Below are 26,565 nucleotides of genomic sequence, written 5' to 3'. Positions count from 1 at the left end.
CCACCACGGCGTCAGTGCACGCAATCACCGGAAAATCGAACGTCCTGCATAAATCGCGCTGACACCCAACTCTTCCTCGATACGGATAAGCTGGTTATACTTTGCAAGGCGATCGGAACGCGCAAGGCTACCGGTTTTGATTTGACCGCAGTTGGTCGCAACCGCAAGATCGGCAATTGTCGTATCCTCAGTTTCACCTGAGCGATGCGACATCACTGCTGTATATGACGAGCGGTGCGCCATTGAAACGGCAGCCATTGTCTCAGACAATGTGCCTATCTGGTTGACCTTTACCAGCAACGAATTTGCGAGCCCCATTTCAATACCCATCGCAAGGCGTTTCGGGTTGGTGACGAACAGGTCATCGCCAACCAATTGCACTTTATTACCGATAAGGTCGGTAACCGCCTTCCAGCCTTCAAAATCATCCTCGGCCATACCATCTTCGATCGACTTGATCGGGTAGTCGGCACACAAATCGGCCAGATATTGCGCCATGGTGTGCGGATCGAGCGAAAGCCCTTCGCCGCTAATTTCATATTTGCCGACTTTGAAAAATTCGGTCGCGGCGCAATCGAGCGCGAGCACCACATCTTCACCTGCCTTGAACCCTGCCTTATCAATCGATGCCATGATGAAATCGAGTGCGGCGCGGGTCGATGACAGATTGGGTGCGAAGCCGCCTTCGTCGCCAACAGCAGTTGCGAGGCCTTTTTCGTGCAAGCCCTTTTTCAATGTGTGGAAGATTTCCGAACCCCAGCGCACACCTTCTGCAAGACTGTCTGCACCTACCGGCATGATCATGAATTCCTGGAAATCGATCGGGTTGTCGGCGTGCTCACCACCATTGATGATATTCATCATCGGCACCGGCAAGACCTTGGCATTGACGCCGCCAACATAGCGATAAAGCGGTAGTCCGCGTGCGTCAGCGGCGGCCTTGGCAACGGCAAGGCTCACGCCGAGAATGGCGTTGGCACCCAGACGCGACTTGTTTTCAGTGCCGTCGAGCGCGATCATTGCGGCATCGATATCTTCCTGATCTTCGGCATCATAGTCGGCAAGCAGCGGCGAGATTTCGTTGACCACGGCCTCGACCGCCTGACGGACACCCTTGCCCAGATAGCGACCTTTATCGCCATCACGCTTTTCGACGGCTTCATGGGCCCCTGTCGAAGCGCCCGAAGGGACTGCTGCCCGACCAAAACTGCCATCCTCCAGCAAAACATCGACTTCGACGGTCGGGTTTCCGCGGCTATCGAGGATTTCGCGGGCGTGGATATCGAGAATGGCGGTCATGAGTGGTGCTCCGGGAGAGTGAATGACGCAGCGCCTCTATCGCCATCGCCGCCCATATGCAATTGTCCGACCCCGTTCATTCGAATGTCAGACTTGCAAAATCGTTGAAATTTTTACTGTCCTAGTTGAATAAGGCACCTACAATACAAATATTGGTGCAAACGGTCCTGAAAGGAGGATTGACGATGGCAACTGAAAAGAAACCCGCAGCCAAGCCGAAAGCCGCTTCCAAACCGGCAGCCAAAAAGGCGACGACGGCATCAACCGCTAAGGCCAAAGCCGCACCAAAAAATGGCGTCGCAAAGGTAAAGCCCGATCTGGGTAAAGTTCAAACGGAAGCTAAAGCCACCATGAAAGACGAATTTTCGAACTTCAAGGAAAAGGCCGGTCAGCAAGCGAAAGATGCCGCTGATCGCGGTAAGGAGCGCGCATCAGAAGCTCTAGGTGGGTTCGGTAAGATCCTGCGCGACAGTGCGGAAACGATCGATGAGAAAGTCGGCGCTCAATATGGCGAATATGCCCGCAAGGCCGCTGATGCGGTTGACGGCTTTGCCGACAAAATGGATGCGAAACAGGTCGAAGATATCGTCGAAGAAGCTCGCCAGTTCGTGCGCAAAAGCCCTGCAGTGGCGATTGGCGCAGCAGCAGCTATCGGCTTCGTTCTTGCCCGGATGGTCAAATCGGGACGGGACGCCTGAATGAACAACAAAGCGGCTTCAAGAAACGCCGCTTGACGACTAAAGGCGGGGATGATGGAAAAAGACAGCATCCCCGCAGATCCCCGTGAACAGGAAGCTCCCTCGCCCGCGGAACAGGTAACAGCGCTTTTTGGAGAAGTCCGCAGCCTCGCCGCCGCTGAAATGGATTATGCAAAGGCGCGGTTGAGCTATAGCGGCGGCGTTTTAAGGAAAGCGGGCCTGTTGGCTTTATTGTCACTGCTGGCGCTGTCTGGCGCGGCTACGGCGCTTATCCTCGGACTATTGCTTATACTCGCGAGCTATTTCGGACCGATAATCGCGACACTAGTGGTTGTGATAACCTTCGCAATCGCGACATGGGCATTGGGCATCGCCGCGCGTAACACCTCCCGCAACCTCAAATTCGAAGAGGATGAAAACGATGCCTGATCCGGAGCGTGAGACTGTCAAGGCACTCGACCGGGAACGCAAAATACAGCGTGCAGCACTCACGACTGACTTAGAACAAGCAAGGCATGACCTCCATCCTCAAACACTGTTGCAGCGCTGGAGCGCTCGTCAGAGAGACCGGCTACTGAGCGCTACCGGAACCGCGAAGCAAAAAGTTGCAAATAATGCACCGGCCATCGGATTGGCAGGGATAGGCATATTGCTATTTTCGCTGCGAAAACCCATCTCTGGCTGGATGAACAAATTTCGGGACTCAAGACCCGAGACAGATAAGGATGATGCGCAATGAGCAAGCTGGGCGAAAATCTGAAATCGGCAACCGATGCTGCTCGCGACAGTCTGGAAACCGCGGGCGCAAAGGCACGTGAAGCAGGTTCAACTGCGCGCAAAACTGCCGCAGAGGCTGTTGGCAAAAGTAAAGCTGCTGCTGCTAAGAGTGTCGAAACGTCGAAAGCCCTGGCCAAAAAGGCTGGCGATAAATCGGCCAAAGGCATCGAGAGCAATCCGCTGGCCATCGTCGCGGGCGGCTTGGCCATTGGCGCAATCGTCGCCATGTTACTGCCCAAGACCGAGCGTGAAAGCAAAGTACTTGGCAAGGCCGGAAAAGCGATCAACAACACTGCCAAACGTGCAGCCGACGCCGCAAAGCAGGCCGGAAAGGCACGCGTTGACGAGCTTGGCCTGAACGCTGATTCGATGCGCGACCAGTTTCGCGATCTCGTCAGCAAAGCCAGCGAAGCGGTAAAGGCTGCTGGACAGGCTGCCGCAGAAGAAGCGCGCAAGAAAGACTGATCCGGAACCGTCTATTTCCGCTGGTGATTTGGTCTGCACATCGCTAAGGGCGCCGCCAAGCCCTAGCGGCAACCCAATTGCAGATAAGGAAAATCAGTGATGGCCAAGGCCAAGTTGCACCTCGTTTTCGGTGGTCGCGTCAAGGATCCGCAGACCCTGGAATTTACCGAACTCGATAAGCTCGACATTGTCGGCGTTTATGCCGACTATGCAGAAGCCGAGGATGCTTGGCGGTCAGCCGCGCAGCGCACGGTCGACGATGCCGAGATGAAATATGTCGTCGTGCATCTGCACAAGCTGCTGGAACCCGACGCTTAAGCTTTCCGGTATTTCCAACGCAGCAAGGGCCAAGTTAGCATAAGGCCGGCAGCAAAGCCGCCAATGTGCGACCAGATGGCGATCTGGACGCCGATTCCGGGGCCGACAAAGCCCAGCATCAGGTTAAGGATGATCCATCCGATCATCAGCTTGATTGCGTGCGCCCAACCGCCAGGAATTGGTCCGACCGGCTTGGGACGTTCGCGCGGGAAAAGGAGCGCGTGCGCAGCAATGATTGCAGAGATTGCGCCGCTCGCACCGACCACTGGCATCATCGAATGCGGTTGCGCCGCAACTTCGGCAGCCGCCGCGAAAATCATGCCTGCACCGTAAAGAGCTATCGTGCCAACCCTACCCAATATCCGCTCGATATTGGGGCCGATCATCGCCAGCATCATCATGTTGAGCCCGACATGCAGCAGCCCGCCGTGCAGAAAGGCCGAACTGATTGGCGTCAGCCAGACCGGCAGCACGAAAGCAGCACCTTCAAATGCTGCACTGCCATCGATGAAGCGCGCGGGGAACAGCGCCCCCGCCACGACAAATGCGTCCCACATCGCGGGGATAAGCATGACGAGAGCAATCAGGATGTTGATTGCGCCAATGGCCTTGATCACCGGACCCATCGAACCGCGCATCAACAGGCTCCTGCTTTAGCGATCAGATAAACTCGATCTTCTGGACGAGGTAATATTTGTCGCCCGACGGCACCGTCACTTCAACCTCGTCATCGACCTGACGACCAATCAGCGCGCGACCGAGTGGCGAGTTATAGCTGATCATGCCCCGTTTTGCGTCTGCTTCCGCTTCGCCGACAACCTGATATTTCACTTGTTTGTCGTCTTCGTCGAGCAGAGTGACCGTCGCGCCAAAGACAATCTTGTCACCCGAAAGCGTCGAAGGATCGATGATCTGCGCACGGCTGATCTTGTCTTCCAGATCTGAAATCGTCGCCTCAACCTGGCCCTGGCGTTCTTTCGCCGCGTGATATTCGGCATTTTCCGACAAATCGCCATGTGCGCGAGCTTCTTCGATGGCCTCGACAATGGTCGGGCGCTCAAGCCGAAGGCGCTTGAGGTCTGAGGTCAGTTTTTCAAAACCTTCCGCCAGCATCGGCATTTTATCAAAACTCGCCATCGAAACTAGGGTCCTTCGCAGTCAAAACTTCCTTGCAGGCTGGAGGGCCAGCCCAAGGATTTTCAGCATTTGGGGAAGTGCTGTCAGACCTTATGATAGTCCTGAAGCGTGCAAACTTCAAGTTTTCTCGTCCGCAACGCCTCGATAGCCTCTGTCGCGGCGAGCGATGCACTGGCCGTTGTGAAGTAACTGACCTTGTTCACCAGCGCCGAACGGCGAATGTCTTCGCTGTCTTTCAGGCTCTGCCAACCCTCGGTGGTGTTGAACACCAAAGCGATTTCGCCATCGATAATCTTGTCGACGATATGCGGCCGGCCCTGTGCCACTTTGTTCACGCGTTCGACGGCGATCCCCTGCCCTTGCAGATAATCGGCGGTTCCACCGGTGGCGCAAACGGCAAAGCCCATTTCGATCAGCTTTGCGACTGCAGGCACGATATGCGGCTTGTCGCTGTCTTTCACCGAAACGAACAACTTGCCCGATTGCGGCAAAGTCATTCCGGCCCCCAGCTGCGCCTTGGCAAAGGCCATCGCAAAATCCTTGTCGATGCCCATCACTTCGCCCGTCGATTTCATTTCTGGCGAAAGCACGGGGTCGACGCCGGGGAAGCGGTTGAACGGGAAAACGGCTTCCTTGACCGCGATATAATCGATGTCGAGATCGATTGGCGGCAGGTCTTTCAGCTTCTCGCCCGCCATCACGCGCGCGGCAATCTTGGCGATGGGGGCGCCGATGGCTTTCGCAACAAAAGGCACGGTCCGTGAAGCGCGCGGGTTGACTTCGATCAGATAGACCAGCCCGTCTTTTACCGCGAACTGCGCATTCATCAGGCCTTTGACCTTCAGCGCACGCGCCAGAACCTCCGCCTGACGGCGGATTTCGGCGATGATTTCCTCGGGCAGATTATAGGGCGGCAGCGTACAGGCGCTGTCGCCCGAATGGACGCCAGCTTCTTCGATATGTTGCAAAATGCCGGCCACCACGACGTCATCGCCATCGGCAACACAATCGACATCGACCTCTACTGCATCGCGCAGATAGCGGTCGATCAGCACGGGGCTGTCACCTGAAACACGCACTGCCGTTTCGATATAGTTTTCGAGCTGCGCCTGCGTGTCGACAATCTCCATCGCACGGCCGCCCAAAACGTAGCTCGGCCGCATCAGCACGGGATAGCCGATGGTTTCGGCAACCTTGATCGCCTCTTCCCGGCTGCGTGCAATGCCATTTTCGGGCTGTTTGAGCTTCAGCTTGTTGATCAGCGCGGCAAAACGCTCACGGTCTTCGGCAAGGTCGATGGCGTCTGGCGAGGTGCCGAGGATCGGAATGCCCGCATCCTCGAGAGCTTTCGCCAGATTGAGTGGCGTCTGCCCGCCAAACTGGACGATAACGCCCTTCAGCTTGCCCTTCGACTGCTCGACATGCAGGATTTCTAGGACATCTTCAGCGGTCAGCGGCTCAAAATACAGACGATCGCTAGTGTCATAATCGGTCGAAACCGTTTCCGGGTTGCAGTTGACCATGATTGTTTCATAGCCAGCTTCCTCAAGCGCGAAGCAGGCGTGGACGCAGCAATAATCGAACTCGATTCCCTGCCCGATCCGGTTCGGCCCACCACCCAGGATAACGACCTTTTCGCGGTCGCTGGGCTGCGCCTCGCATTCAGGCTCGCCAAAGATCGGGGCCTCATAGGTCGAATACATGTAAGGCGTTTTCGCCTCAAATTCCGCCGCGCAGGTGTCAATGCGCTTGAACACAGGGCGGACGCCCAGCTTGTGACGTGCCTTGCGCACCTCGGCCTCGGTAATCCCGCCGGTCATCGCGACGATAGCCTCGCGGATCAGGCCCGAACCGCGGCGGATTGCAGATTCCATTCCGGGGCGGACATGCGCGGATTCGAGTGCAAGGAAGGCAAGCCGTTTATCGCTGAAACCCATGGCTTTCAGGCGACGCATCCCTTCCGCATCCTGCGGCAGGCCATTGGCCTTGACCTCATTTTCCGCCTCGACGATTTCGGCAAGCCGTTCGAGGAACCAGGGATCGAATTTCGAATATTGGTGCACCTCGGATACCGACATGCCTTCGCGCAGCGCCTGCGCCGCGACGAGCAGCCGGTCGGGCGTCGCACGGCTGAGCGCGGCCGCCAGCTCATCCTTATGCGCGCCTTTGAGCGCATCGACATAGTTGAAGCCCGACAGCCCGGTTTCAAGGCCGCGCAGCGCCTTTTGCATCGATTCGTGGATGTTGCGGCCAATCGCCATCACTTCGCCGACCGATTTCATTGCGGTCGACAGCAAAGGTTCCGAACCTTTGAACTTTTCAAAGGCGAAACGCGGGATTTTGGTGACGACATAGTCGATGGTCGGTTCGAACGAGGCGGGTGTTGCGCCGGTGATGTCGTTGTCGATTTCGTCGAGCGTGTAGCCCACCGCCAGTTTCGCTGCGACCTTGGCAATCGGGAAGCCGGTGGCCTTCGATGCCAGCGCCGAAGACCGCGACACGCGCGGGTTCATTTCGATCACGATCAGGCGGCCATCCTTCGGATTGACTGCGAACTGTACGTTCGAACCGCCTGTTTCGACTCCGATTTCACGCAGCGTCGCGATGCTCGCGTTGCGCATGATCTGATATTCCTTATCAGTCAGCGTCAGAGCGGGGGCGACGGTGATGCTGTCGCCGGTATGCACGCCCATCGGATCGACATTTTCGATCGAGCAGATGATGATGGCATTGTCCTTCTTATCGCGGACAACCTCCATCTCATATTCTTTCCAACCGAGCAGCGATTCCTCGATCAGCACCTCGGTCGTCGGGCTGGCATCGAGGCCACCGGTGACGATCTGGATGAATTCATCCCGATTATAGGCAATCCCGCCGCCTGTGCCGCCCATGGTGAAGCTGGGGCGGATGATTGAGGGCAGCCCGGTGCGTTCGAGCACGGTGAGCGCCTCTTCGAGCGTATGGGCAATCCCTGAACGCGCGGATTCGAGGCCGATTTTGTCCATCGCATTGCGGAATTTGATGCGGTCTTCGGCCTTATCGATGGCTTCGGCGGTCGCGCCGATCATTTCGACATCAAATTTGGCCAGCGTGCCATTGGCCTCCAGCGCCAGCGCGGTGTTCAGCGCGGTTTGCCCGCCCATGGTAGGCAGCACGGCCATCTTCTCATGCGGATATTTGGCGCGCTCGGTTTCGATGATCTTGGCGACCACCTCCGGCGTGATCGGCTCGACATAGGTGGAGCCATTGTCGCCGACCATTTCCGGATCGGTCATGATCGTCGCCGGGTTGGAATTGACGAGGATGATGCGATAGCCCTCCTCGCGCAGCGCCTTGCACGCCTGCGTCCCCGAATAGTCAAATTCGCACGCCTGGCCGATAATGATCGGGCCAGCGCCGATGATGAGGATGGATTGGATGTCAGTGCGTTTGGGCATTGCTTAAAAACCCCATGTTCTTAAAGTTTGATGCCGAAACAAACGGAATCTGATATGAGAAAAACTGTTGATAATCCGGCCGATTACGGTGACCGCGACGCTGAAACGTCCTTGATGATCATTAAAAGAATTTTCGAAAGCCCGATTTTCAACCCGATTGATGGCAGAAGCCCTTATTTTCAACCGTGCATCACCCAAGTTCTTATCGAACTGAACGACGTGCTTCAAAAGGCGGCAAAAAAGAACTTGAGAGTCACTTTTACTGACGACATTCCTCAGTCGGCGAAAGCGAAGGACATTACAGATTTGATCAACGATTGCCGAAATGCATCCTGCCACGTTCCTAGCGGCAAAAGAATATTCGAGAACAACAAGTTCACTTTTTGCGTTATATCTGGATACAGCCCGCAAGCCATGTTCATCAATGGAACGGCACTCGAGTGCGACTATCACGACGATATCGCCATATTTTGGGGTAACACTAGATTGTATTTGGTCAGGCATTTGTTCCGTGCCTTCCACGAAGCGAACGCCGTTTTTTCCGACCTTTGAGCGTCACGCCATCATCCCCGCAAATTTCTCAAAGAGATAATGGCTGTCCTGCGGGCCGGGGCTTGCTTCGGGGTGGTATTGTACGCTGAAGGCGGGCTGGTCGGTGAGTTCAAAACCGCAATTGCTGCCGTCGAACAGGCTGGTGTGCGTTGCGCGGGCGTTGGCGGGCAAGGTCTCCGCATTCACCGCAAAGCCGTGGTTCATGCTGGTAATCTCTACCGCACCGTCAGAAAGCCGCTTCACCGGATGGTTCGCGCCGCGGTGGCCCTGATGCATCTTTTCGGTCTTCGCACCCACCGCGAGCGCGAGCATCTGGTGGCCAAGGCAGATGCCAAACAGCGGCTTTTTGGTTTCGAGCCAAGCCTTGATGACGGGCACCGAATAAACCCCCGTCGCCGCCGGATCGCCGGGGCCGTTGGAAAGGAACAGGCCATCGGGCTGATGCGCCATGATCTCGTCAAAGCTCGCGGTCGCGGGGACGACGGTTACTTCGCAACCAGTATCAACTAAGTTCCGCAATATATTGCGTTTTATACCATAATCAATGGCAACGACTTTTGGCCGCTTGGCGGAACATAGGTCAGGTTTGTCAGCTTTTGTGGCATAACCCTGCCCCAGCTTCCAAAGCCCATCCTCCCAGCTATAGGTCTGCAAGGTGGTAACATCTTTCGCCAGATCCATCCCCTCCAGCCCCGGCCAGGCCTTTGCCTGCGCCAGCAAGGCGGGGATGTCGAACTTGCCATCGGCACTATGCGCAATCACCGCATTGGGCGCGCCTTTCAGGCGGATCAGCCGGGTCAGCGCGCGGGTATCAATGCCCGAAAGCCCGATCCGGCCATTTGCGGCCATCCAGTCGCGGAAATGCTGCGTCGCGCGGAAATTGGAGGGGCTGGTGACATCTTGCCGCACGATGGCACCCAAGGCATGCGGGTTGGTCGCCTCTATATCCTCGGGGTTGGTGCCGACATTGCCGATATGCGGGAATGTGAAGTTGATGATCTGCCCGGCATAGCTCGGGTCGGTCATCACTTCCTGATAGCCGGTCATCGCGGTATTGAAGCAGACTTCGCCTACCGCGCTACCCTCTGCGCCAAAGCCCCTACCCCAGATCACCTCTCCACTGGCCAAAACCAATACGCCTGTCGCTCCGGTGGGCGCGCGCGTAGTGGTAGGGTCAGCCATGGTGGCGGTCCTTTTTCAATAGTGTTTCTGGCGATGTCGCTAAGGCACCGCGCCTAGAGACGAGCCGCCGCAAGGTCAATCTATTAAAATCGGAAAGTTGTGGCTAAGAGGGCTGCTTCCACTTTTTCAAAGAAATCGGAACATGATTCGAGATGACATAAAGGCGGCCCAGATCGCCGCAATGAAGGCTGGCGAGAAAGACCGTTTGGCGGCTGTTCGCTTGATCTTGGCCAAGCTGAAAGACCGCGACATCGAGCTGCGTACACAGTCTGCCCCGGCGGATGACGACGCCGTGGTCGTCGAAGTGCTCCAGAAAATGGTCAAGCAGCGCCGCGAATCGATTTCGCTGTATGAACAGGGCAGCCGTCAGGAACTGGCGGATGTCGAAAAGGCGGAGTTGGCGGTTATCGAGACTTTCCTGCCTGCCCAAATGAGCGAGGCAGATACCAGCGCGGCAATAGAAGCGATCAAAGCTGAACTGGGCGCAAGCTCGGTCAAGGATATGGGCCGCGTCATGGCCACCCTCAAGGAACGCCACGGCACGCAGCTCGATATGAGCAAGGCAAGCGCGCTGGTGAAGGCCGCGCTTTCCTGACATAGGGGTTCGATGACCCTCACTCCGCAATGGCTGGATGAACTGCGCGCGCGGACCACGCTTTCCGCGCTTATCGGCCGTAGCATCAAGGTGACCAAGGCGGGGCGCGAGTTTAAGGCCTGTTGCCCTTTCCATAATGAGAAGACGCCCAGTTTCACGATCAACGATGAAAAGGGCTTCTACCACTGCTTCGGCTGCAGCGCCCATGGCGACGCTATCCGCTGGATGACCGACCAGCGTGGACTGAGCTTCATGGATGCAGTGAAGGAACTGGCAGATGCCGCAGGCATGCAGGTTCCCGCAGCCGACCCGAAAGCCGCGGCTAAAGCCGAACGCGCCAACACGCTATATGACGTCATGGCGGCAGCGCAGGATTGGTTTGTCGCGCAATTCCAGGGGTTGGAGGGAGCAGAAGCCCGCGCCTATTGTGAACGGCGCGGATTGAAGCCGGAAACGATCAAGACATTCGGCATAGGCTTTGCACCGGACAGCCGGGGCAAACTGAAAGAGGCGCTCAAGCATTTCGGCGACGACAAGCTGGTCGAGGCAGGCCTGTTGATCTCGGTCGAGGGCAAGGAGCCTTATGACCGTTTCCGCGGTCGCCTGATGATCCCGATCCGCGATCCGCGCGGACGGGTAATCGCTTTTGGTGGACGCATATTGGGCGCGGGCGAACCCAAATATCTGAACTCGCCCGACACGCCTTTGTTCGACAAGGGGCGCACGCTTTATAATCTGGACAAGGCTTCAGCCGCCTCACGCGCTTCGGGGCGGGTTATCGTGGTTGAAGGCTATATGGACGCCATCGCCCTTGCCCAGGCCGGATTTGACGAGGCGGTCGCTCCCTTGGGAACCGCACTGACCGAGCAGCAAATCACGATGCTGTGGCGGATGGTGCCAAAGCCCCTGCTCTGCTTCGATGGCGATGCCGCCGGACAGAAAGCCGCCTTCCGTGCGGCACAACGCGCTTTGGGAGGACTGAAGCCGGGTCACAGCCTTGAATTTGTGACCCTGCCCGAAGGTCAGGACCCCGATGATCTGGTGCGCAGTGCTGGTCCGCGCGCTTTTGCCGAGCTGCTCGACAAGTCCGAGCCGCTGGTTGAGCGCATCTGGAAGATCGAACTGGCCGCAGAGCCGGTCGCCACGCCAGAGGACCGAGCTGGTTTCAAACAACGGCTAGGGCTGCATGTTGCGAATATCGCCGATGCAGAAATCCGCCACCACTATGCCGACGCATTTCGGGAGCGTTTTGATGCGCTGTTTGCACGCAGCTCTCCACCGCAACGCCAATTCTCAGGCAAGCGAGGTCCATGGCGGCCCAACGCGCCGCCACCCTTGACCGCCGATGCCAGAGCTATCGGCAATCAGGGTAGCGACATTTTGGTGCGCGAAATTCTCGCGGCTCTTTTGCGCGATCCCTCACAAATCCTACGCCATCAGGAAGCGTTGACGGACTTTACGCCACGCGATCCGGGCTATGCCCGGCTGCTTTCGGCTATGCTCGATTCGGCAATGATCGGAAGCGGCAAAGAAACACTTGATAGTACGGCATTGCTTACCATATTAGGGGACGATCTGTATAATATGGCGCAAGCCTTGTTGCAGAGTGGCGGAACGGCATTTGCCTTCAACCGTCAATCAGGCAGCGAGGAACTGGCTGGGGCAAAAGCCTTCAGGCAGCTGGACGAAGCAATCCGGTTGATGAAGCAGCGGCCCGAGTTGGAAGCAGCACTGCAAAGGGCAACCGAATTGGCGAGCACCGATCTCACTGAAGCCAATTACGCCGAGCAACAGCGGCTGCGACAGGAAAAGCAGGAATTCGACACGCGTCTGGCTGCGCTGTTGCAGCGCGAAGACGTTTTGTAAAAGCAACGGGGAAACAGGAACTTGGCTACGCAACCCGATATGGAAGACGGTGCCGGCGGCGATGCACCGCTGATCGACCTCAACGACGCACAGGTGAAAAAGCTGCTCGCGAAAGCGAAACGTCGTGGCTATCTGACCTATGACGAATTGAACGAGGCACTGCCCCAAGACCAGATGTCGTCTGAGCAGATCGAAGACGTAATGTCGGCCATCAACGACATGGGAGTACAAATCGTCGAAAGCGATGAAGCCGGTGAAGATGGCGAGGAGCGCGAAGAAGAAGACACCGAAACCGTCGATCACATCTCTGAAAACGACCCACGCTCGCTGACTTCAACGGTCAAGAAGACCGGCACTGGCGATCGCACAGACGATCCGGTGCGGATGTATCTGCGCGAAATGGGCGCGGTCGAACTGCTGAGCCGCGAAGGTGAAATCGCGATCGCCAAGCGCATCGAGGCCGGCCGGGACACCATGATTCTCGGGCTGTGCGAAAGCCCTATCACTTTTCACGCGATTATCGAATGGTCGAACGCACTGAACAATGGCGAAATGCAGTTGCGCGAGATTCTTGATCTCGACGCGATGCTATCGAAAGAACCCGCCCCCGAGAACTTGACCGAAGATGGTGAGGATGAAGGCGACGGCGAAATCAGCGAGGCGACTGCAGGCCCGTCCTACAAGGAAGAGGAAGATATCGAGGAAGAGCAGAGCGCCGACGAAGATGAAGACGACATGACCGAACGTCGTGCGCGCCCGGTTGAAGAGGAAGAGGAAGACAACACCCTCAGCCTCGCACAGATGGAAGAGGCTCTAAAACCGGCAGCGCTCGAACGCTTTGCGACGATTGCCAGCCTGTTCAAACAGTTTTCCAAGATCCAGAACGACCGCATGATCGCGATGGCAACGAGTGGCGAGTTCTCCAAAAACTCCGAAAATAAGTACCAGAAGCTGCGCGAAGACCTGACAGCGGAAGTTGAAAGCGTGCAGTTCCACGCCAACAAGATCGAATATCTGGTTGACCAGCTCTATTCATTCAACCGTCGCCTTACTGCGCTGGGCGGCCAGATGCTGCGTCTCGCCGAGCGCCATAAAGTGCCGCGCAAGGACTTCCTCGATCGCTATATGGGCCATGAACTCGATGAGGGTTGGCTTGAAAGCGTTGCTGCGCTCGACAAGAAGTGGGCAAAATTTGCTGAGAACGAAGTCGATGCAGTAGAACGTATTCGCGGTGAAATCTCTGATATCGCTGCGAATACGGGCATGAGCCTCAACGAATTCCGCCGCATTGTGAATATGGTACAAAAAGGCGAACGCGAGGCCCGCATTGCGAAGAAAGAAATGGTCGAGGCCAATCTGCGCCTCGTGATTTCCATCGCCAAGAAATACACCAATCGTGGCCTGCAGTTCCTCGACCTCATTCAGGAAGGCAATATCGGCTTGATGAAGGCGGTCGATAAATTCGAGTATCGCCGTGGATACAAGTTCAGCACCTACGCCACCTGGTGGATCAGGCAGGCGATCACGCGCTCAATTGCGGATCAAGCGCGCACCATACGTATTCCGGTGCACATGATCGAAACGATCAACAAGCTTGTGCGCACTAGCCGCCAGTTCCTGCACGAACAGGGCCGCGAACCGACTCCTGAGGAAATGGCAGAACGCCTGTCGATGCCGCTGGAAAAGGTTCGCAAGGTGATGAAGATCGCCAAGGAGCCGATTTCGCTCGAAACGCCGATCGGTGACGAAGAAGACTCGCATCTTGGCGATTTCATCGAAGACAAAAACGCGATCATTCCCGTCGATGCAGCCATTCAGGCGAATTTGAAGGAAACGGTCACACGCGTGTTGGCCTCGCTTACGCCGCGCGAGGAACGTGTGCTGCGTATGCGTTTTGGTATCGGTATGAACACCGACCACACGCTTGAAGAGGTCGGCCAGCAATTCTCGGTTACGCGCGAACGTATCCGCCAGATCGAAGCAAAAGCGCTGCGCAAACTGAAGCACCCCAGCCGCAGCCGCAAGATGCGGTCCTTCCTCGACCAATAACTGCTTGATTATGCGGAGCTTGTAAAATAGCTCCGCGTAAACTTTGCATTTATATCTTTTTGCTACCGCCCGAAGAAGCCAACGTCATTTCGACGTTCTGGACCGGAGTAAGGCATGCTGCAAACCGTCGCAAATAGCGCAAATTTCGGGACGCAATTCGCCGAAGTTGTTGCTGCGCAAGGAAGTCTGCCCATTACATGCCCGCTAGCCAATTTTTTGGACAAAAGCGCTTATGGCACTGACTTACGGTCGGCGGTCAAAATCAGCCGCCCTGCCCTGAAGGCAGACATTGCCCATTTCCTGAACGTAACGCATGGTCGCCACCCTGGAATAGTCGATCATGCCGCCACAAAAATTATCGAGCAGGAAGCGCGCGACTGGCTCGTCCAGTCGATCGATGCCTTTGCATTTGAACGCAAATATCTGAACCAGCTGACCGTCGCAGCCGGCCCGGTCCACAGGCATGTAGGACAGGATAGGGTCAATACTGTTGTCGAAGGGCAATCGCGCAGCATTACCATGCTTGCAACTTCTGACCGCAAAGGCACTGCGGTCGGCGCTGCAGTAGCCTTTGTCCTGGATTGGCAGGCAACGCGCCCGTTATTGGACAGAGTAGCCATTTCTCTTGGGATAGAAGCACCGCCGTGCGCATTGCCCGATCCACAAAATAGCCTGTCGTTGGTGAGCGATCTGGCAAGCTCCGCAACCGCACAACGTGCGATGCTGTTCGGCTGCGAGCAGATGCTGGCGCAACAAAAAGGCCTTTGGCAGCTTATCTCAACGCGCCACCAAGCCATATTGGCAGAGTAAGCATTTAGCAAAATCCCTTATTGCGTTGCGGGCCGTCGCTCCTTAACAGTTAATCAGACGATTAACTCTCGGGGATTTTCCATGCGCTTTGACGGCACCCAAAATTATGTTGCTACCGACGATCTGAAAGTGGCTGTCAATGCCGCGGTCAAGCTACGCCGCCCGCTGCTTGTCAAAGGTGAGCCAGGCACCGGTAAAACCGTTTTGGCGCAGGAAATTGCCAAAGCCATGGATGCTCCGTTGATCGAATGGAACATCAAGTCCACCACCAAGGCGCATCAGGGCCTTTATGAATATGATGCGGTTGCTCGTTTGCGCGACAGTCAGTTGGGTGACGAGCGTGTTCACGACATCCGCAACTATATCAAGCGCGGTAAATTGTGGGAAGCGTTCACTTCGGAAAAGCTACCAGTCTTGTTGATCGACGAAATTGACAAGGCCGATATCGAGTTCCCCAACGATTTGCTTCAAGAACTCGATCGGATGGAGTTTTACGTTTACGAAACGCACGAAACCGTCAGGGCTATCGAGCGTCCTATCGTTGTCATCACATCGAACAATGAAAAGGAACTGCCTGACGCGTTTCTGCGCCGATGCTTCTTCCATTATATCAAATTCCCTGACCGCGAGACGATGCAGGCGATCATCGACGTCCACTTCCCCGGTATCCAAAAGATGCTTGTGTCAAAAGCCATGGACATTTTCTACGATATCCGTGAGGTACCGGGCCTTAAGAAAAAGCCATCGACCAGCGAACTGCTTGATTGGTTGAAGCTTCTTTTGCATGAAGACATGCCACTCGACGTCCTACAAAATCGGGATCCGACAAAGGCAATCCCTCCCTTGCATGGTGCGTTGCTGAAAAACGAGCAGGACGTGATGCTATTTGAGCGGCTTGCTTTCATGGCACGCCGCCAAGGGAACTGATCTCATAATCCCCTTGAACTCGACCCGCTTCGCACGGGTCAGGGCCAAGCTTGAGGCATATACACCCGCGCCGGGTTGGCCTGCTTGGGTGTATGAGTTTCTTTTATTCGGCTTCAAACAAGGTTGGGCCTGTCTTTTCGGCGGGCTGATGCTGGCGTTGCTGCTGGCCACACATTTTCTGTATCCTGATGACGCAGAATTGTCGCGATATGACTTTCTGACACTTGCAGCCTTGGCAATTCAACTTGCCATGCTGCTGTTCCGATTGGAAACATGGGAAGAAGCAAAGGTCATTCTGATATTCCATATCGTCGGAACGGTGATGGAATTGTTCAAAACAGCCCACGGCTCCTGGATTTATCCTGAAGATTCATTGCTGCGAATCGGCGGAGTGCCGTTATTCTCAGGCTTCATGTACGCGGCGGTCGGCAGCTACATCGCGCGTGTTTGGCGCATATTCGATTTCCGATTCTCGACTTACCCAAAGCCAATCCACACTTATGTTTTGGGCGTTGCGATCTATATCAATTTCTTCTCACATCATTGGTTGCCCGACATCCGCCTGGTTCTTTTTACCGCCATGGGCCTGTTATTCTGGCGGACGCGTATCTGGTTCCGGGTGTGGCGCGAATATCGTTGGATGCCGTTGCTCGTTGGCCTGTTTCTGGTGGCAACCTTCATCTGGTTTGCAGAGAATATCGGAACTTTTGCCCGGGCGTGGAGTTATCCAACCCAGCAGGCAGGGTGGCACTTGGTATCGCCGTCCAAATTGGGCGCCTGGATGTTGCTAATGTACATATCATTCATATTGGTTGCCGCGGTTCACCGCCCACAACCACCTGAACATCAGAGAATGTAAGCAATCTCCAGATCGCCCCAGCGCCGTCCTTCAAAGCGCAGCGGCACATACACATTGCGCACGATGTTATAATTGGTTCCGTCGCCTTCATGGCGATAGACGGCCATCATATAATCTTGCTCGCTGGCCTTGGCGATGACATCGATCCCCTCAAACAAAAGGCGCCCATTGCGGCAATATTTGGTGTCGTGTGCCAAATCTCCTGTCGGCGCGCGCGAATATTCGCTGAGATGGGTTACGAGGAAGCCCTTACTGGACGTGCAGCAGGTCGAGAGTATCGCGGAGTTACTGTTCTTTATGCGATCAATCTCAGGCCGCCAATTGGCGTCCGCCCATGACGTCAACCGAGAACGGAAACGGGGCGGATTGCTACCTTCGATTTGAACGAGGTTAGTGTCAAACAGTGCATCGAGCGTCAGGCTACTGTCTTTCAAGGCACGCTCGGTCAAAGCGATGATGTTGGCTGCTTCAGCAAGTGCCAAGTCGACAAATACGCTGTCGGTCCGCGACATACCGCTATGAACAAGCTGGTCAAACATGCGGTTTGCGCGAAGTTCGAGTTCGTTCACATCGTTGAAGGCGGTCGATAGTTGTTTGTGCATACGATCATTGGCATCAGATACTGCCGAACGCACCGTACGGGATTCGGAGAGTCCCTGGCTTATCGCCGTAGTGTTGCTGGCGATTTCTGATGTGCGTTCGTCTACCTGACCCACAATGTCGCCCAGACCGCCCAATAGCGTCTCCATATTTGAAAATTGCGCTTGCGCGTTTCCGCTACCTTCGATGCCCGATCCGATTTCACCAGCTAGCTTCTCTGCCTCTGATGCAAGCGAATTCACGGTTTCGGTAATTTCGACAGCGGCGCTACGCGAATCCTGTGCCAGCTTTTTAACCTCGGCGGCAACGACCGAAAAAGTCCGACCGGCGTCGCCCGCCTTTTGCGCTTCAATCGCTGCGTTCAAAGCCAACATGTTTGTAGTCCGGGCAATGTTATCGATCGCCTGTGACGCCCTTTTCACCTGTTCCATCGCAGCAGCAAAGCCAGTGATGTGCGTGCCGAGCCGGTTAATGAGATCGAGCAAATCAGCAAAGCCTGCCATCGAACTGGAAATGGTCGCATTACCCGCTTCCAGCTTTTCACGCGCCGCGTCAGAAAGTTCTCGTGCCTCAACCGTGGCATGCGCTACATTTTCAATTTCTGACGTCAAGCGATCGGTAATCGATTCCCACTCGCTATGCTCGCGGCGCAATTGTTCGGCCGATTTCAGCGCTTGCTCAAGCGTCCCGGCGGTATCGGAGCAATCGACGGCGACTTCTCCGCAAATTTTTGCGGTATCATCGATCCAGTCATTGGCCTGAAAAGCTATATTTTCCATTTGGTTATTTGACCCAAAATATGTTGTGTCATTCATGGTAAATTTGAATGGTTAGCGTCGGGTTAAATTGGCTATTCGCAATGGAGTTGACGACCGCAATCCGGCGCTCCATGGATAGAGCAGTTAATTGCGCAATTAAGCCCGCGCCAACGATGAGGCAGAGTGATGTTCTTCAATTTCCTCGATGAATTGAGATTGGCCGGCATACCGGCTTCACTCAAAGAGCATTTGGCCCTGCTTGAAGCGCTGGAAGCTGACGTGATTGAGCAATCGCCGGAGGAATTCTATTATCTCGCACGCGCCGTTCTGGTGAAAGACGAAGCGCTTCTCGACCGATTCGATCAGGTGTTCAACAAGGTCTTCAAGGGACTGCTTACCGATTACGGCACCAATCCGGTCGACATTCCAGAAGACTGGCTGAAAGCCGTCGCCGAGAAGTTTTTGACGCCAGAGGAAATGGAAGCGATCAAATCGCTAGGCTCTTGGGAGGAGATTATGGAGACGCTGAAGAAGCGCCTCGAAGAACAACAGAAGCGCCATGAAGGCGGAAACAAGTGGGTCGGCACCGGCGGCACATCCCCTTATGGCAATAACGGCTACAACCCCGAAGGTGTTCGCATAGGCGGCGAATCCAAGCATAAACGCGCCCTGAAAGTCTGGGAAAAGCGTGAGTTCCAAAATCTGGATAACACCAAAGAACTGGGCACGCGAAACATCAAAATTGCCATGCGCCGCCTGCGTCGCTTTGCGCGTGAGGGTTCACCCGATGAGCTGGATCTTGATGGTACTATCAAGGGAACCGCAAGGCAAGGCTGGCTTGATATCCAAATGCGTCCCGAAAGGCGCAATGCTATCAAGGTGTTGTTGTTCCTGGACGTCGGCGGATCGATGGATCCGTTTGTAAAGCTGTGCGAGGAACTGTTCAGCGCCGCAACCGCCGAGTTCAAGAATCTGGAATTCTTCTATTTCCACAACTGCGTCTATGAAGGCGTATGGAAGGACAATCGCCGCCGCTTTGCCGAGCGCACACCGCTTTGGGAAGTGCTGCATAAATTCCCGCACGACTATAAGCTGATCTTTGTCGGCGACGCGGCAATGAGCCCCTATGAAATCTCGCACCCAGGCGGCTCGGTTGAACATTTCAACGAAGAGGCTGGCGCGGTCTGGCTACAGCGTATGGTCAACACCTATCCCGCCACCGTCTGGCTTAACCCCACGCCCGAGGCACACTGGAATTATTCGCAGTCGACCAAGATCATCAAGGAACTCGTTAAAGACCGCATGTATCCGTTGACCCTTGAAGGGCTGGACGACGCCATGCGCGAATTGGTCCGCAAGAACGGCTGAGCCAAACTTAGCCTTTCTGGTCGAGTTCCTTGTTCAGATGCAGGCTCGCTCTCCAAAAGAAGAAGGAGGGAATGAGCCCGAGTAGCGCTGCGCCGTAAAGCACCCAGCGCACGCTTTCATCACCTGCCATGGGCTTGATGCCGTCCGACAGCATTCCGAAGAATAGCGGCCCAAGGCCCAAACCAATCAAATTTTGCGCAAACAGCAAAACAGCCGAAGCCATCGCGCGAGCTCGAAGCGGCACAAGGCCCTGTGCACAGCTATAGGCTGGGCCGACATACATGGAGTTCAGGAAAGTCGGCGTCATGATCAAAATGAGAGCGTACCACCAATTCTCCACCCAATAGGCACTAATCGCAATAGGGATGGCAACCAGCATGCCGATGGCAGGTGCAGTCAGCACATGCCGCCGGTTCACCTTGCCATATTTGTCGGCAAACCAGCCCCCGGCAAAGGTTCCTATGATGCCGGCAATACCTCCGCCAATGCCGAACCAGAAACCGACTTCGCCGGGCGAAAGTTCATGCGTTCGCTGGAAGAAGATAGTGGTCCAGGTCGCTTTTCCATAACTCAGGAAGGCGGCCATCGCGCCACCGATTGCCAACATGATAAATGCACGGGAAGCCAGAATTTCCTTGAAGGCTTCTGCTGTGGAAATCGCAGGCTTCGGCTCCGCAGCTTTGAGATGCGCGGACATGCGCGGATCGCGCAAAACAAAAAATACAATGGCCGCAAGCGCAATTCCGGGGAGACCGGCTACCAGAAAGGCTGCACGCCAGCCATAGGCGTCTGCAATCATTCCGCCGATCACCATTCCAAGCAATGAGCCTATTGGAATCCCGAGCGAGTAAAAGGAAATAGCCGATGCACGTTTCTCGGGTGGTGCGAGATCTGCAATCAGAGAGTGAGCTGCCGGTGTGCACCCTGCCTCACCGACGCCAACGCCGATACGCGCAAGCAATAATTGGAAGAAGTTTTGCGCCAGCCCGCACAATGCTGTCATACCCGACCAGATTATCAGCGAAACCGATATCAGTCCGACACGGTTGGTTTTGGGTCTGTCCGCATAGCGCGCGATCGGGATGCCCAAAAATGTGTAGAAAGCTGCGAAAGCAATGCCCGTCATCAGACCAATTTGAGTATCGCTCAACCCAAGATCGCGGCTGATCGGCTCGGCGAGAATATTGACGATCTGGCGGTCAAGAAAATTGAAGATGTAGACGATGAGCAAAACCCAAAGCGTCAAACGCAACGAATTGGGTGATTTCGGCAGTTCAGCCTTTGCGGGCTCTGTCGTCAACATCTCTCTCCTCAATATAGGAGATAGCGTTGCCTCTCCTCTCCCCAACTGTCTTCGTCTGCCTTTGCGGCAAGGTCAAGGTCCGACGGCATAGCAACGGGATCATCCACCCATTCGCGTAACATTGGTCCGCCGTTGATCACATCAATCGCAAGCACATCATTGGTGTACTCATATTTGAAATCCGTGCCGCGCCATAGCTGGTAATCGGGATACAGGCGGCGAATTGCCTTGAAGGCCAGTGCCTGGAGCCGCCAGGGCTGAAAGTCTTCATGATTGTAGAAGTTGCCCTCGGCATGGATGTGCACGCCGTGGCACATCTTGCCGACATGCTTGTGGAAAGTTGGTTCAAACCAGATTTCGCGCATCTTGCATCCGCGCAGCCATTTGGGCGCGAGCCGCTCCATTTCGGCCATTACGAGACGAGCATCTATATCAGGCGCACCAAAAAGCTCGAGCGGACGCGTTGTCCCCCTGCCCTCGCTGAGCGTAGCGCCTTCGAGCATCACTGTGCCCGCATAGGCACGCGCCATATTCAAATTGGCGGCATTGGGGCTCGGATTGATCCATACGCGATCTTCCGACGGCCAGCCAAAGCCAGGGCCCTCGTCCGGACGATAGCCCTGCATCTCGACAACGCGATAATCGACGTCGAGCTTGAAATGATCGATGAACCAACGGCCAAGTTCGCCCAGCGTCAGGCCGTGGCGCATAGGAATAGGTCCGGCTCCGACGAAGCTCTCCCACCCTGACTGCAGCATCAGCCCTTCAATCGGTCGTCCAGCAGGATTGGGGCGATCAAGCACCCAAACAGCCTTTTTGTGTTTCGCCGCCTCTTCGAGGATGTAGAGCAGGGTTGTGATAAAAGTGTAGATCCGGCAACCCAGATCTTGAAGATCGACCAGCACAACATCGAAGGTCGACATCATCTGCCCGCTCGGGCGGCGTACCTCGCCATACAGGCTGAACACCGGTATGTTGTAAACGGGGTCGGTGAAATCCGCAGACTCAACCATATTGTCCTGCTTGTCGCCCTTCAGCCCGTGCTGCGGACCGAAAGCGGCAGAGATGTTGAGATCACCCATAGCAATCAGCGCATCGAGCGAATGCTGCAACCCTGCCGTTACCGAGGCGGGATGAGCAACAAGAGCAACCCTTTTTCCCACCAGTTCACGGCGCAGTTCGGGTTCGGAAAGCAGGCGGTCGATACCGAATTTGATCATGGTTCGGCTCGTGCCGGAAGACGCAGCGTAAAGCAATCCGGATGGTGAAAATCGGGTGCTCCTGAGGGATGTGCGAGCGACCAATAGGATTTGGTGCCATCCAGTTCCTCAATCACGGCCGTGATGGCCAACAAGAGATCCTTGTCTGCAAAAGCGTGTGGCAGTTCAAATGTCGCTTCCAGCGCAAAGTTAATTTGGCTGACATCATTGCCCAGTTCCGGCGCAATCGGCATGGGCAACTCCTCCATGGCTTCACGATAACCTGAGAAACTATACGCCGCCCATTCACTTGAGGGAGCAAAGTTGAATTCCAGATAACCAGGATTGCCAGCTTGCATCACAAAGGCTTCGAAGCATGTGGTTTTCCATAGTCCATCCGTTCGCTCTGCCGCGCTTGGCAATCCCAGCGTAAGTTCATCAACCGGCGCTACGACATGATAGCGAATCCATATCCGGCCATGTTCTTGTAGTTCGACCTCGACAGTAAACTCATCGACCGCTTTGGTCGGCGTGTCCGGGTGACATTTCATAGAATGCTTGGCCAAGCGCGAAACTCCATGCTAGGCGGCCCCGAAATTCATCCAGAGACCGACATGAGCCAGTATAAATCCGATCTCCTGCGCCTACTCGATAGTCGCGGCTATATCCACCAGCTAACCGATGCAGACGGGCTGGACGCGCTTGCCGCAAAGCAAATCGTGCCGGCCTATATCGGTTTCGATGCCACAGCGCCTTCGCTGCATGTCGGATCGCTCGTGCAAATCATGATGCTGCGTCGCCTGCAACAGACGGGTCACAAGCCGATTGTCTTGATGGGCGGTGGCACTACGCGGATCGGCGACCCGACGGGGCGCGACGAAAGCCGCAAAATGTTGAGTGATGAGGCTATCGAAGCCAATATCGCCTCCATCAAGACCATCTTTGCGCGCTTCCTGAAATTCGGTGATGGTCTGACCGATGCAGTCATGGTCAACAACCATGATTGGCTCGGAAAAATCGGCTATATCGAAATGCTGCAGAAAGTCGGCACCCATTTCACCATCAACCGGATGCTATCGTTCGATTCGGTGAAGCTGCGGCTCGATCGGGAACAGCCGATGACTTTCCTCGAATTCAACTACATGATCTTGCAGGGCTATGACTTCCGGCATCTGGCGCAGGAAATGGGCGTGCGTTTGCAAATGGGCGGTTCGGACCAATGGGGCAATATCGTCAACGGCATCGAATTGTCGCGTCGTATGGACGCGCTAGAGGTCTATGGTCTGACAACACCGCTGCTGGCGACGGCTGATGGCGCAAAGATGGGTAAGACGGCAAAAGGTGCAGTCTGGCTGAATGGCGATCAATTGTCACCCTATGACTATTGGCAGTTTTGGCGAAATAGCCAGGATGCAGACGTAGGCCGCTTCTTGCGCCTTTTCACCGACATCGATCTTGACGAGATTGCGAGGCTCGAAGCGTTGCAGGGCGCCGAAATCAATGACGCCAAAAAGATTTTGGCCGACGCGACAACAGCAATGGCACATGGTGATGCCGCAGCCGAGCAAGCAGCCGAAACCGCCAAAAAAACCTTTGAGGAAGGGAGCGGTGGAGAGGCACTACCGACGCTGACACTAAGTGATTCGTCGATTCTTTTGGTCGACGCCATGGTTCAGCTAGGCTTGGCTGCTTCAAAAAAAGAAGCACGCCGCTTGATCGCGGGCGGTGGTGCGAAAATCGACGGCGAACCAATTTCAGATGAAAATGCTCTTGTTTCAAACGGTAAGAAAGAGGTTCGTGTTTCCGTCGGTAAAAAGAAACATGGGCTAGTCCATTTTGGACCGGTCGGTTAACCGAAATTGCCTGCGAGCTTTACCATTTTTTCGTAAAGCCGTGTCACATTCCACCCTGCGACCCCAATTAAGGGACAGGACGGAATTATGGTGCAACCGGCTACCGATACAAATTATGACATGCGTCGTGCTGCACGTCATCGTGCCAATCATGTTGCGATTGCTGAAAGCAAGCGACATGGCGAGCAGAAAATGCACATCGTGAACGTATCTGCGCATGGCTTTATGATCGATGACAACAGTGTTTTCGAGCATGGCGATCGCATTGAAATTCGCCTTCCGGTTGTTGGCCGGATAGAGGCGCACTTGATCTGGACGGTCGAAAGTCGCGCCGGTTTTCAATTCGAACGGGTCATCCGCTTACCGGACTTTATGGCGCTGATAGAGAAAGTATCTCCCAAGCTGCGCTAACCGCTCCGCAAGGTTGCAACGCCGGCGTCGCGTTCGAATAAATAGAGTGCCACCCGCGCGGCCTCGCCGCGTGCTCCGGTCAAACCTCCGTCCCGGTCTATTAGCAGGCGGGCATCTGCGGAAGCAGCCGCAATTAGATCGCGAACTTGTTCGTCGGTCGCAATGCGAAAGGGGCTTTCGCCTGATTGGCGGGTGCCCAATAATTCACCCGCCCCACGGAGCTTGAGATCTTCTTCGGCAATCCGAAACCCGTCATTGGTTTCACGCATCAGCGCGAGCCGGGCACGGGCGGTTTCACCAATTGCCTTACTGCGCACCAAAATGCAGCGCGATTTTTCGGATCCTCTTCCTACCCGGCCTCGCAATTGATGCAACTGCGCCAAACCGAAACGGTCTGCAGCTTCCACGATCATCAAGCTGGCATTGGGTACGTCGACACCGACTTCAATCACGGTTGTGGCGACCAGCAATTGCGCTTGGCCAGATGCAAAGCGTTCCATCACGGCATCCTTGTCCGGCCCTTTCATCCGGCCATGCACGAGCGCGACATTGTTTCCAAAACGGGCACGCAAAAGTTCGGCACGCTGTTCAACTGCGGCCAATTCGCTGTTTTCGCTTTCCTCGACCAAAGGACAGACCCAGAATGCCTGGCCCCCACCGGAAAGATGACGAGCCACGCCATCTATCAGCTCGGGCAACCGTTCTTCAGATATCACCAAAGTCTCAACGGGCGTGCGCCCCGGCGGCATTTCGTCGAGTTGCGAAACGTCCATGTCGCCATAGCAGGCTAGTGCAAGGCTGCGGGGAATCGGTGTTGCAGTCATCACCAGCAAATGTGGCACCCCCCTTCCCTTGCGCGACAACATAAGGCGTTGGCTGACTCCAAAGCGGTGCTGCTCGTCAATAATTGCAAGCGCGAGCGCCCTATAGGCAACTGCTTCCTGAAAAATCGCATGCGTGCCAACCAAAATATCAATTGAGCCATCCGCCAGCCCCATCAGGACCGATTCGCGAACGCGGCCCTTGTCCCTGCCGGTCAGGATCGCGATGTTGATAGGTAGCCCCGCAAGCATCGATTGCAGGTTGGCAAAATGCTGGCGAGCCAAAATCTCGGTCGGGGCTAGCATGGCTCCTTGTTTGCCTGCCTCAACAGCCGACAGCAGAGCGTGGAGCGCAACCGCCGTCTTGCCCGATCCGACGTCCCCCTGCAGCAGCCGCAACATCGGCTTTGTCTGCGCCAGATCTCCTCGGATTTCTTCGATGACCCGTCGCTGTGCAGATGTCAGCGCGAATGGAAGTTTGAGCTGCGCGGCCAAATTTCCATCACCAGCCACAGCAACGCCGGTGACGCGGTCATGCGATGCGCGGACGAGGCGCATGGCCAGCTGGTTTGCAAATAGTTCGTCATACGCAAGCCTGTCCCTCGCTTTATTGTCGTCGCGTTGATGAACGGTGGCCAGCGCGCTTCGCCAACTTGGCCATTTGCGCTGTTCAATCAGCCCCGAGTCGATCCATTCGGACAGAGTCGGGATGCGATCTTGCGCTTGTGCGACCAGCATCGACAAGCGGTTGCTCGTCAACCCTTCCGACAGCGGATAGACTGGTTCTATCAACGGTGGGGAACCTTTCCCGCCCGCTTCTGCAATATGATCAGGATGAACAATCTGTAGCTCATCGCCATAGCGCTCAAGCTTGCCAGAGACTATCCGCTCTGCCCCAATTGGCAGTTGCTTCCGGGCCCAGCCTCCATTTCGTCCGAAAAAGGTGAGCGTCAGATAATTTCCTTCGCCGTCAACGCCGTGAATGCGAAGCGGACTACGTGAGCTCCCGCCGCTACGATGGTCCGCTATAATCAACTGCACGATGATGTTGGTGCCAACATCCACCTCATCAATGCAGGCCACCCTTTTGCGATAGGTCCATCCGGCCGGAAAATGATATAACAGGTCTTTGACGCGCTTCAGGCCCAGCCGGTCCAACGGGCGCGCAATCCCCGGCCCTACGCCTTTCAGCGTTTCCACTTCAGCAAATAACGGATTGAGAATATCGGGCCGCATGACTAGGGGCACTATATAGGCCGCTGGCCATCATTCCACTATCTT

General features: G+C 55.5%; 25 protein-coding genes. 15 read left to right on the top strand and 10 right to left on the bottom strand.

Translation table 11 applies throughout. From position 1 onward, the window contains the following. Positions 1 to 24: 24 nt before the first annotated feature. Positions 25 to 1,299, bottom strand: coding sequence for a phosphopyruvate hydratase (eno, locus tag DXH95_RS05255; protein ID WP_115548356.1), 1,275 nt, complete (start codon positions 1,297 to 1,299; stop codon positions 25 to 27). A gap of 185 nt (positions 1,300 to 1,484) precedes the next feature. Between eno and DXH95_RS05250 the strand changes: the two genes are divergently transcribed. The 5 genes from DXH95_RS05250 (at position 1,485) to DXH95_RS05230 (ending at position 3,557) form a co-directional block, all read left to right on the top strand. Beyond that, complete coding sequence (locus tag DXH95_RS05250; protein WP_115548355.1) at positions 1,485 to 1,997, top strand: hypothetical protein; 513 nt, start codon at positions 1,485 to 1,487, stop codon at positions 1,995 to 1,997. A gap of 51 nt (positions 1,998 to 2,048) precedes the next feature. After that, entirely contained in the window at positions 2,049 to 2,426 is a 378-nt protein-coding gene (locus tag DXH95_RS05245) for a hypothetical protein (RefSeq protein WP_115548354.1), read from the top strand. After that, positions 2,419 to 2,736: a hypothetical protein gene (locus DXH95_RS05240; protein WP_115548353.1), complete on the top strand. Its 318-nt coding sequence runs from the start codon at positions 2,419 to 2,421 to the stop codon at positions 2,734 to 2,736. The genes DXH95_RS05245 and DXH95_RS05240 overlap by 8 nt, the downstream gene beginning before the upstream one ends. Further along, a complete protein-coding gene (locus tag DXH95_RS05235) occupies positions 2,733 to 3,239 on the top strand; it encodes a hypothetical protein (RefSeq protein WP_115548352.1) in 507 nt (168 codons plus the stop codon). The genes DXH95_RS05240 and DXH95_RS05235 overlap by 4 nt, the downstream gene beginning before the upstream one ends. A gap of 99 nt (positions 3,240 to 3,338) precedes the next feature. Continuing rightward, positions 3,339 to 3,557 carry a DUF4170 domain-containing protein gene (locus tag DXH95_RS05230; protein ID WP_115548351.1) on the top strand — a complete coding sequence of 73 codons (219 nt, stop codon included), beginning with the start codon at positions 3,339 to 3,341 and terminating at the stop codon, positions 3,555 to 3,557. Here the strand turns inward: DXH95_RS05230 and DXH95_RS05225 are convergent. The 3 genes from DXH95_RS05225 to carB form a co-directional block, all read right to left on the bottom strand. After that, positions 3,554 to 4,195, bottom strand: coding sequence for a rhomboid family intramembrane serine protease (locus DXH95_RS05225; protein WP_115548350.1), 642 nt, complete (start codon positions 4,193 to 4,195; stop codon positions 3,554 to 3,556). The two genes, DXH95_RS05230 and DXH95_RS05225, sit on opposite strands and share 4 nt — an antisense overlap. Positions 4,196 to 4,217: 22 nt before the next feature. Beyond that, positions 4,218 to 4,694, bottom strand: coding sequence for a transcription elongation factor GreA (gene greA / locus DXH95_RS05220; RefSeq protein ID WP_115548349.1), 477 nt, complete (start codon positions 4,692 to 4,694; stop codon positions 4,218 to 4,220). Between the two features lie 83 nt (positions 4,695 to 4,777). Beyond that, on the bottom strand, positions 4,778 to 8,131 hold the full coding sequence (gene carB / locus DXH95_RS05215; protein WP_115548348.1) for a carbamoyl-phosphate synthase large subunit: 3,354 nt from the start codon (positions 8,129 to 8,131) through the stop codon (positions 4,778 to 4,780). 54 nt (positions 8,132 to 8,185) lie between these two features. Between carB and DXH95_RS05210 the strand changes: the two genes are divergently transcribed. Then, a complete protein-coding gene (locus tag DXH95_RS05210) occupies positions 8,186 to 8,683 on the top strand; it encodes a hypothetical protein (RefSeq protein WP_147291686.1) in 498 nt (165 codons plus the stop codon). A gap of 3 nt (positions 8,684 to 8,686) precedes the next feature. On the opposite strand, the gene carA is transcribed toward DXH95_RS05210, so the two are convergent. Beyond that, the gene (gene carA, locus DXH95_RS05205) at positions 8,687 to 9,865 is read right to left on the bottom strand and encodes a glutamine-hydrolyzing carbamoyl-phosphate synthase small subunit (RefSeq protein ID WP_115548346.1); all 1,179 of its coding nucleotides are present in this window, start codon (positions 9,863 to 9,865) and stop codon (positions 8,687 to 8,689) included. Positions 9,866 to 10,007: 142 nt separating this feature from the next. On the opposite strand from carA, the gene DXH95_RS05200 reads away from it, so the two are divergent. The 6 genes from DXH95_RS05200 to DXH95_RS05175 all read left to right on the top strand — a co-directional run bounded on the left by DXH95_RS05200 (position 10,008) and on the right by DXH95_RS05175 (position 16,971). Continuing rightward, the gene (locus tag DXH95_RS05200) at positions 10,008 to 10,460 is read left to right on the top strand and encodes a GatB/YqeY domain-containing protein (protein ID WP_115548345.1); all 453 of its coding nucleotides are present in this window, start codon (positions 10,008 to 10,010) and stop codon (positions 10,458 to 10,460) included. Positions 10,461 to 10,472: 12 nt separating this feature from the next. Further along, positions 10,473 to 12,326 carry a DNA primase gene (dnaG, locus tag DXH95_RS05195; protein ID WP_115548344.1) on the top strand — a complete coding sequence of 618 codons (1,854 nt, stop codon included), beginning with the start codon at positions 10,473 to 10,475 and terminating at the stop codon, positions 12,324 to 12,326. A gap of 39 nt (positions 12,327 to 12,365) precedes the next feature. Next, complete coding sequence (gene rpoD / locus DXH95_RS05190; protein ID WP_115548343.1) at positions 12,366 to 14,375, top strand: RNA polymerase sigma factor RpoD; 2,010 nt, start codon at positions 12,366 to 12,368, stop codon at positions 14,373 to 14,375. 114 nt (positions 14,376 to 14,489) lie between these two features. Then, positions 14,490 to 15,185, top strand: coding sequence for a DUF6975 family protein (locus DXH95_RS05185; protein WP_115548342.1), 696 nt, complete (start codon positions 14,490 to 14,492; stop codon positions 15,183 to 15,185). A gap of 81 nt (positions 15,186 to 15,266) precedes the next feature. Beyond that, the gene (locus DXH95_RS05180; protein ID WP_115548341.1) at positions 15,267 to 16,112 is read left to right on the top strand and encodes an AAA family ATPase; all 846 of its coding nucleotides are present in this window, start codon (positions 15,267 to 15,269) and stop codon (positions 16,110 to 16,112) included. 4 nt (positions 16,113 to 16,116) lie between these two features. Continuing rightward, positions 16,117 to 16,971 (top strand): DUF817 domain-containing protein, encoded by an 855-nt coding sequence (locus tag DXH95_RS05175; protein WP_239016615.1) that lies wholly within the window; start codon positions 16,117 to 16,119, stop codon positions 16,969 to 16,971. Here the strand turns inward: DXH95_RS05175 and DXH95_RS05170 are convergent. Beyond that, positions 16,959 to 18,350 carry a methyl-accepting chemotaxis protein gene (locus tag DXH95_RS05170; protein WP_181883578.1) on the bottom strand — a complete coding sequence of 464 codons (1,392 nt, stop codon included), beginning with the start codon at positions 18,348 to 18,350 and terminating at the stop codon, positions 16,959 to 16,961. The genes DXH95_RS05175 and DXH95_RS05170 overlap by 13 nt on opposite strands. A 165-nt stretch (positions 18,351 to 18,515) precedes the next feature. Between DXH95_RS05170 and DXH95_RS05165 the strand changes: the two genes are divergently transcribed. Beyond that, the gene (locus tag DXH95_RS05165; protein ID WP_115548339.1) at positions 18,516 to 19,697 is read left to right on the top strand and encodes a vWA domain-containing protein; all 1,182 of its coding nucleotides are present in this window, start codon (positions 18,516 to 18,518) and stop codon (positions 19,695 to 19,697) included. Positions 19,698 to 19,704: 7 nt separating this feature from the next. Here the strand turns inward: DXH95_RS05165 and DXH95_RS05160 are convergent, their stop codons facing one another. The 3 genes from DXH95_RS05160 to DXH95_RS05150 are packed head-to-tail and all read right to left on the bottom strand — an operon-like array spanning position 19,705 to position 22,765. Next, a complete protein-coding gene (locus DXH95_RS05160) occupies positions 19,705 to 21,000 on the bottom strand; it encodes a spinster family MFS transporter (protein ID WP_115548338.1) in 1,296 nt (431 codons plus the stop codon). Positions 21,001 to 21,008: 8 nt separating this feature from the next. Further along, positions 21,009 to 22,217, bottom strand: a complete 1,209-nt coding sequence (locus tag DXH95_RS05155; protein ID WP_220272276.1) for an exo-beta-N-acetylmuramidase NamZ family protein — start codon at positions 22,215 to 22,217, stop codon at positions 21,009 to 21,011. Next, positions 22,217 to 22,765 (bottom strand): DOMON-like domain-containing protein, encoded by a 549-nt coding sequence (locus DXH95_RS05150; protein WP_147291684.1) that lies wholly within the window; start codon positions 22,763 to 22,765, stop codon positions 22,217 to 22,219. Before DXH95_RS05150 ends, DXH95_RS05155 begins: the two co-directional genes overlap by 1 nt. Before the next feature lie 48 nt (positions 22,766 to 22,813). Between DXH95_RS05150 and tyrS the strand changes: the two genes are divergently transcribed. Beyond that, a complete protein-coding gene (tyrS, locus tag DXH95_RS05145; protein ID WP_115549413.1) occupies positions 22,814 to 24,052 on the top strand; it encodes a tyrosine--tRNA ligase in 1,239 nt (412 codons plus the stop codon). A gap of 87 nt (positions 24,053 to 24,139) precedes the next feature. Beyond that, positions 24,140 to 24,463, top strand: a complete 324-nt coding sequence (locus tag DXH95_RS05140; protein ID WP_115548335.1) for a PilZ domain-containing protein — start codon at positions 24,140 to 24,142, stop codon at positions 24,461 to 24,463. Here the strand turns inward: DXH95_RS05140 and recG are convergent. Then, entirely contained in the window at positions 24,460 to 26,520 is a 2,061-nt protein-coding gene (gene recG, locus DXH95_RS05135; RefSeq protein ID WP_115548334.1) for an ATP-dependent DNA helicase RecG, read from the bottom strand. The genes DXH95_RS05140 and recG overlap by 4 nt on opposite strands. Positions 26,521 to 26,565: the final 45 nt, after the last annotated feature.

This window comes from Sphingorhabdus pulchriflava, assembly GCF_003367235.1.
Classification (GTDB): domain Bacteria; phylum Pseudomonadota; class Alphaproteobacteria; order Sphingomonadales; family Sphingomonadaceae; genus Sphingorhabdus_B; species Sphingorhabdus_B pulchriflava.
Note: the sequence above shows the minus strand (reverse complement) of the source record. Positions and strands in the feature narration are given on the sequence as shown.

Bases quoted from the DNA above. Each gene is read 5' to 3' on its own strand.
- greA (WP_115548349.1), bottom strand. From the start codon at position 4,694: ATGGCGAGTTTTGATAAAATGCCGATGCTGGCGGAAGGTTTTGAAAAA.
- DXH95_RS05225 (WP_115548350.1), bottom strand. From the start codon at position 4,195: ATGCGCGGTTCGATGGGTCCGGTGATCAAGGCCATTGGCGCAATCAAC.
- DXH95_RS05200 (WP_115548345.1), top strand. From the start codon at position 10,008: ATGATTCGAGATGACATAAAGGCGGCCCAGATCGCCGCAATGAAGGCT.
- dnaG (WP_115548344.1), top strand. From the start codon at position 10,473: ATGACCCTCACTCCGCAATGGCTGGATGAACTGCGCGCGCGGACCACG.
- DXH95_RS05140 (WP_115548335.1), top strand. From the start codon at position 24,140: ATGGTGCAACCGGCTACCGATACAAATTATGACATGCGTCGTGCTGCA.
- DXH95_RS05245 (WP_115548354.1), top strand. From the start codon at position 2,049: ATGATGGAAAAAGACAGCATCCCCGCAGATCCCCGTGAACAGGAAGCT.
- recG (WP_115548334.1), bottom strand. From the start codon at position 26,520: ATGCGGCCCGATATTCTCAATCCGTTATTTGCTGAAGTGGAAACGCTG.
- DXH95_RS05210 (WP_147291686.1), top strand. From the start codon at position 8,186: ATGAGAAAAACTGTTGATAATCCGGCCGATTACGGTGACCGCGACGCT.
- DXH95_RS05170 (WP_181883578.1), bottom strand. From the start codon at position 18,350: ATGGAAAATATAGCTTTTCAGGCCAATGACTGGATCGATGATACCGCA.
- carB (WP_115548348.1), bottom strand. From the start codon at position 8,131: ATGCCCAAACGCACTGACATCCAATCCATCCTCATCATCGGCGCTGGC.
- eno (WP_115548356.1), bottom strand. From the start codon at position 1,299: ATGACCGCCATTCTCGATATCCACGCCCGCGAAATCCTCGATAGCCGC.
- DXH95_RS05160 (WP_115548338.1), bottom strand. From the start codon at position 21,000: ATGTTGACGACAGAGCCCGCAAAGGCTGAACTGCCGAAATCACCCAAT.
- tyrS (WP_115549413.1), top strand. From the start codon at position 22,814: ATGAGCCAGTATAAATCCGATCTCCTGCGCCTACTCGATAGTCGCGGC.
- DXH95_RS05240 (WP_115548353.1), top strand. From the start codon at position 2,419: ATGCCTGATCCGGAGCGTGAGACTGTCAAGGCACTCGACCGGGAACGC.
- DXH95_RS05230 (WP_115548351.1), top strand. From the start codon at position 3,339: ATGGCCAAGGCCAAGTTGCACCTCGTTTTCGGTGGTCGCGTCAAGGAT.
- rpoD (WP_115548343.1), top strand. From the start codon at position 12,366: ATGGAAGACGGTGCCGGCGGCGATGCACCGCTGATCGACCTCAACGAC.
- DXH95_RS05250 (WP_115548355.1), top strand. From the start codon at position 1,485: ATGGCAACTGAAAAGAAACCCGCAGCCAAGCCGAAAGCCGCTTCCAAA.
- DXH95_RS05165 (WP_115548339.1), top strand. From the start codon at position 18,516: ATGTTCTTCAATTTCCTCGATGAATTGAGATTGGCCGGCATACCGGCT.
- DXH95_RS05235 (WP_115548352.1), top strand. From the start codon at position 2,733: ATGAGCAAGCTGGGCGAAAATCTGAAATCGGCAACCGATGCTGCTCGC.
- DXH95_RS05180 (WP_115548341.1), top strand. From the start codon at position 15,267: ATGCGCTTTGACGGCACCCAAAATTATGTTGCTACCGACGATCTGAAA.
- DXH95_RS05185 (WP_115548342.1), top strand. From the start codon at position 14,490: ATGCTGCAAACCGTCGCAAATAGCGCAAATTTCGGGACGCAATTCGCC.
- carA (WP_115548346.1), bottom strand. From the start codon at position 9,865: ATGGCTGACCCTACCACTACGCGCGCGCCCACCGGAGCGACAGGCGTA.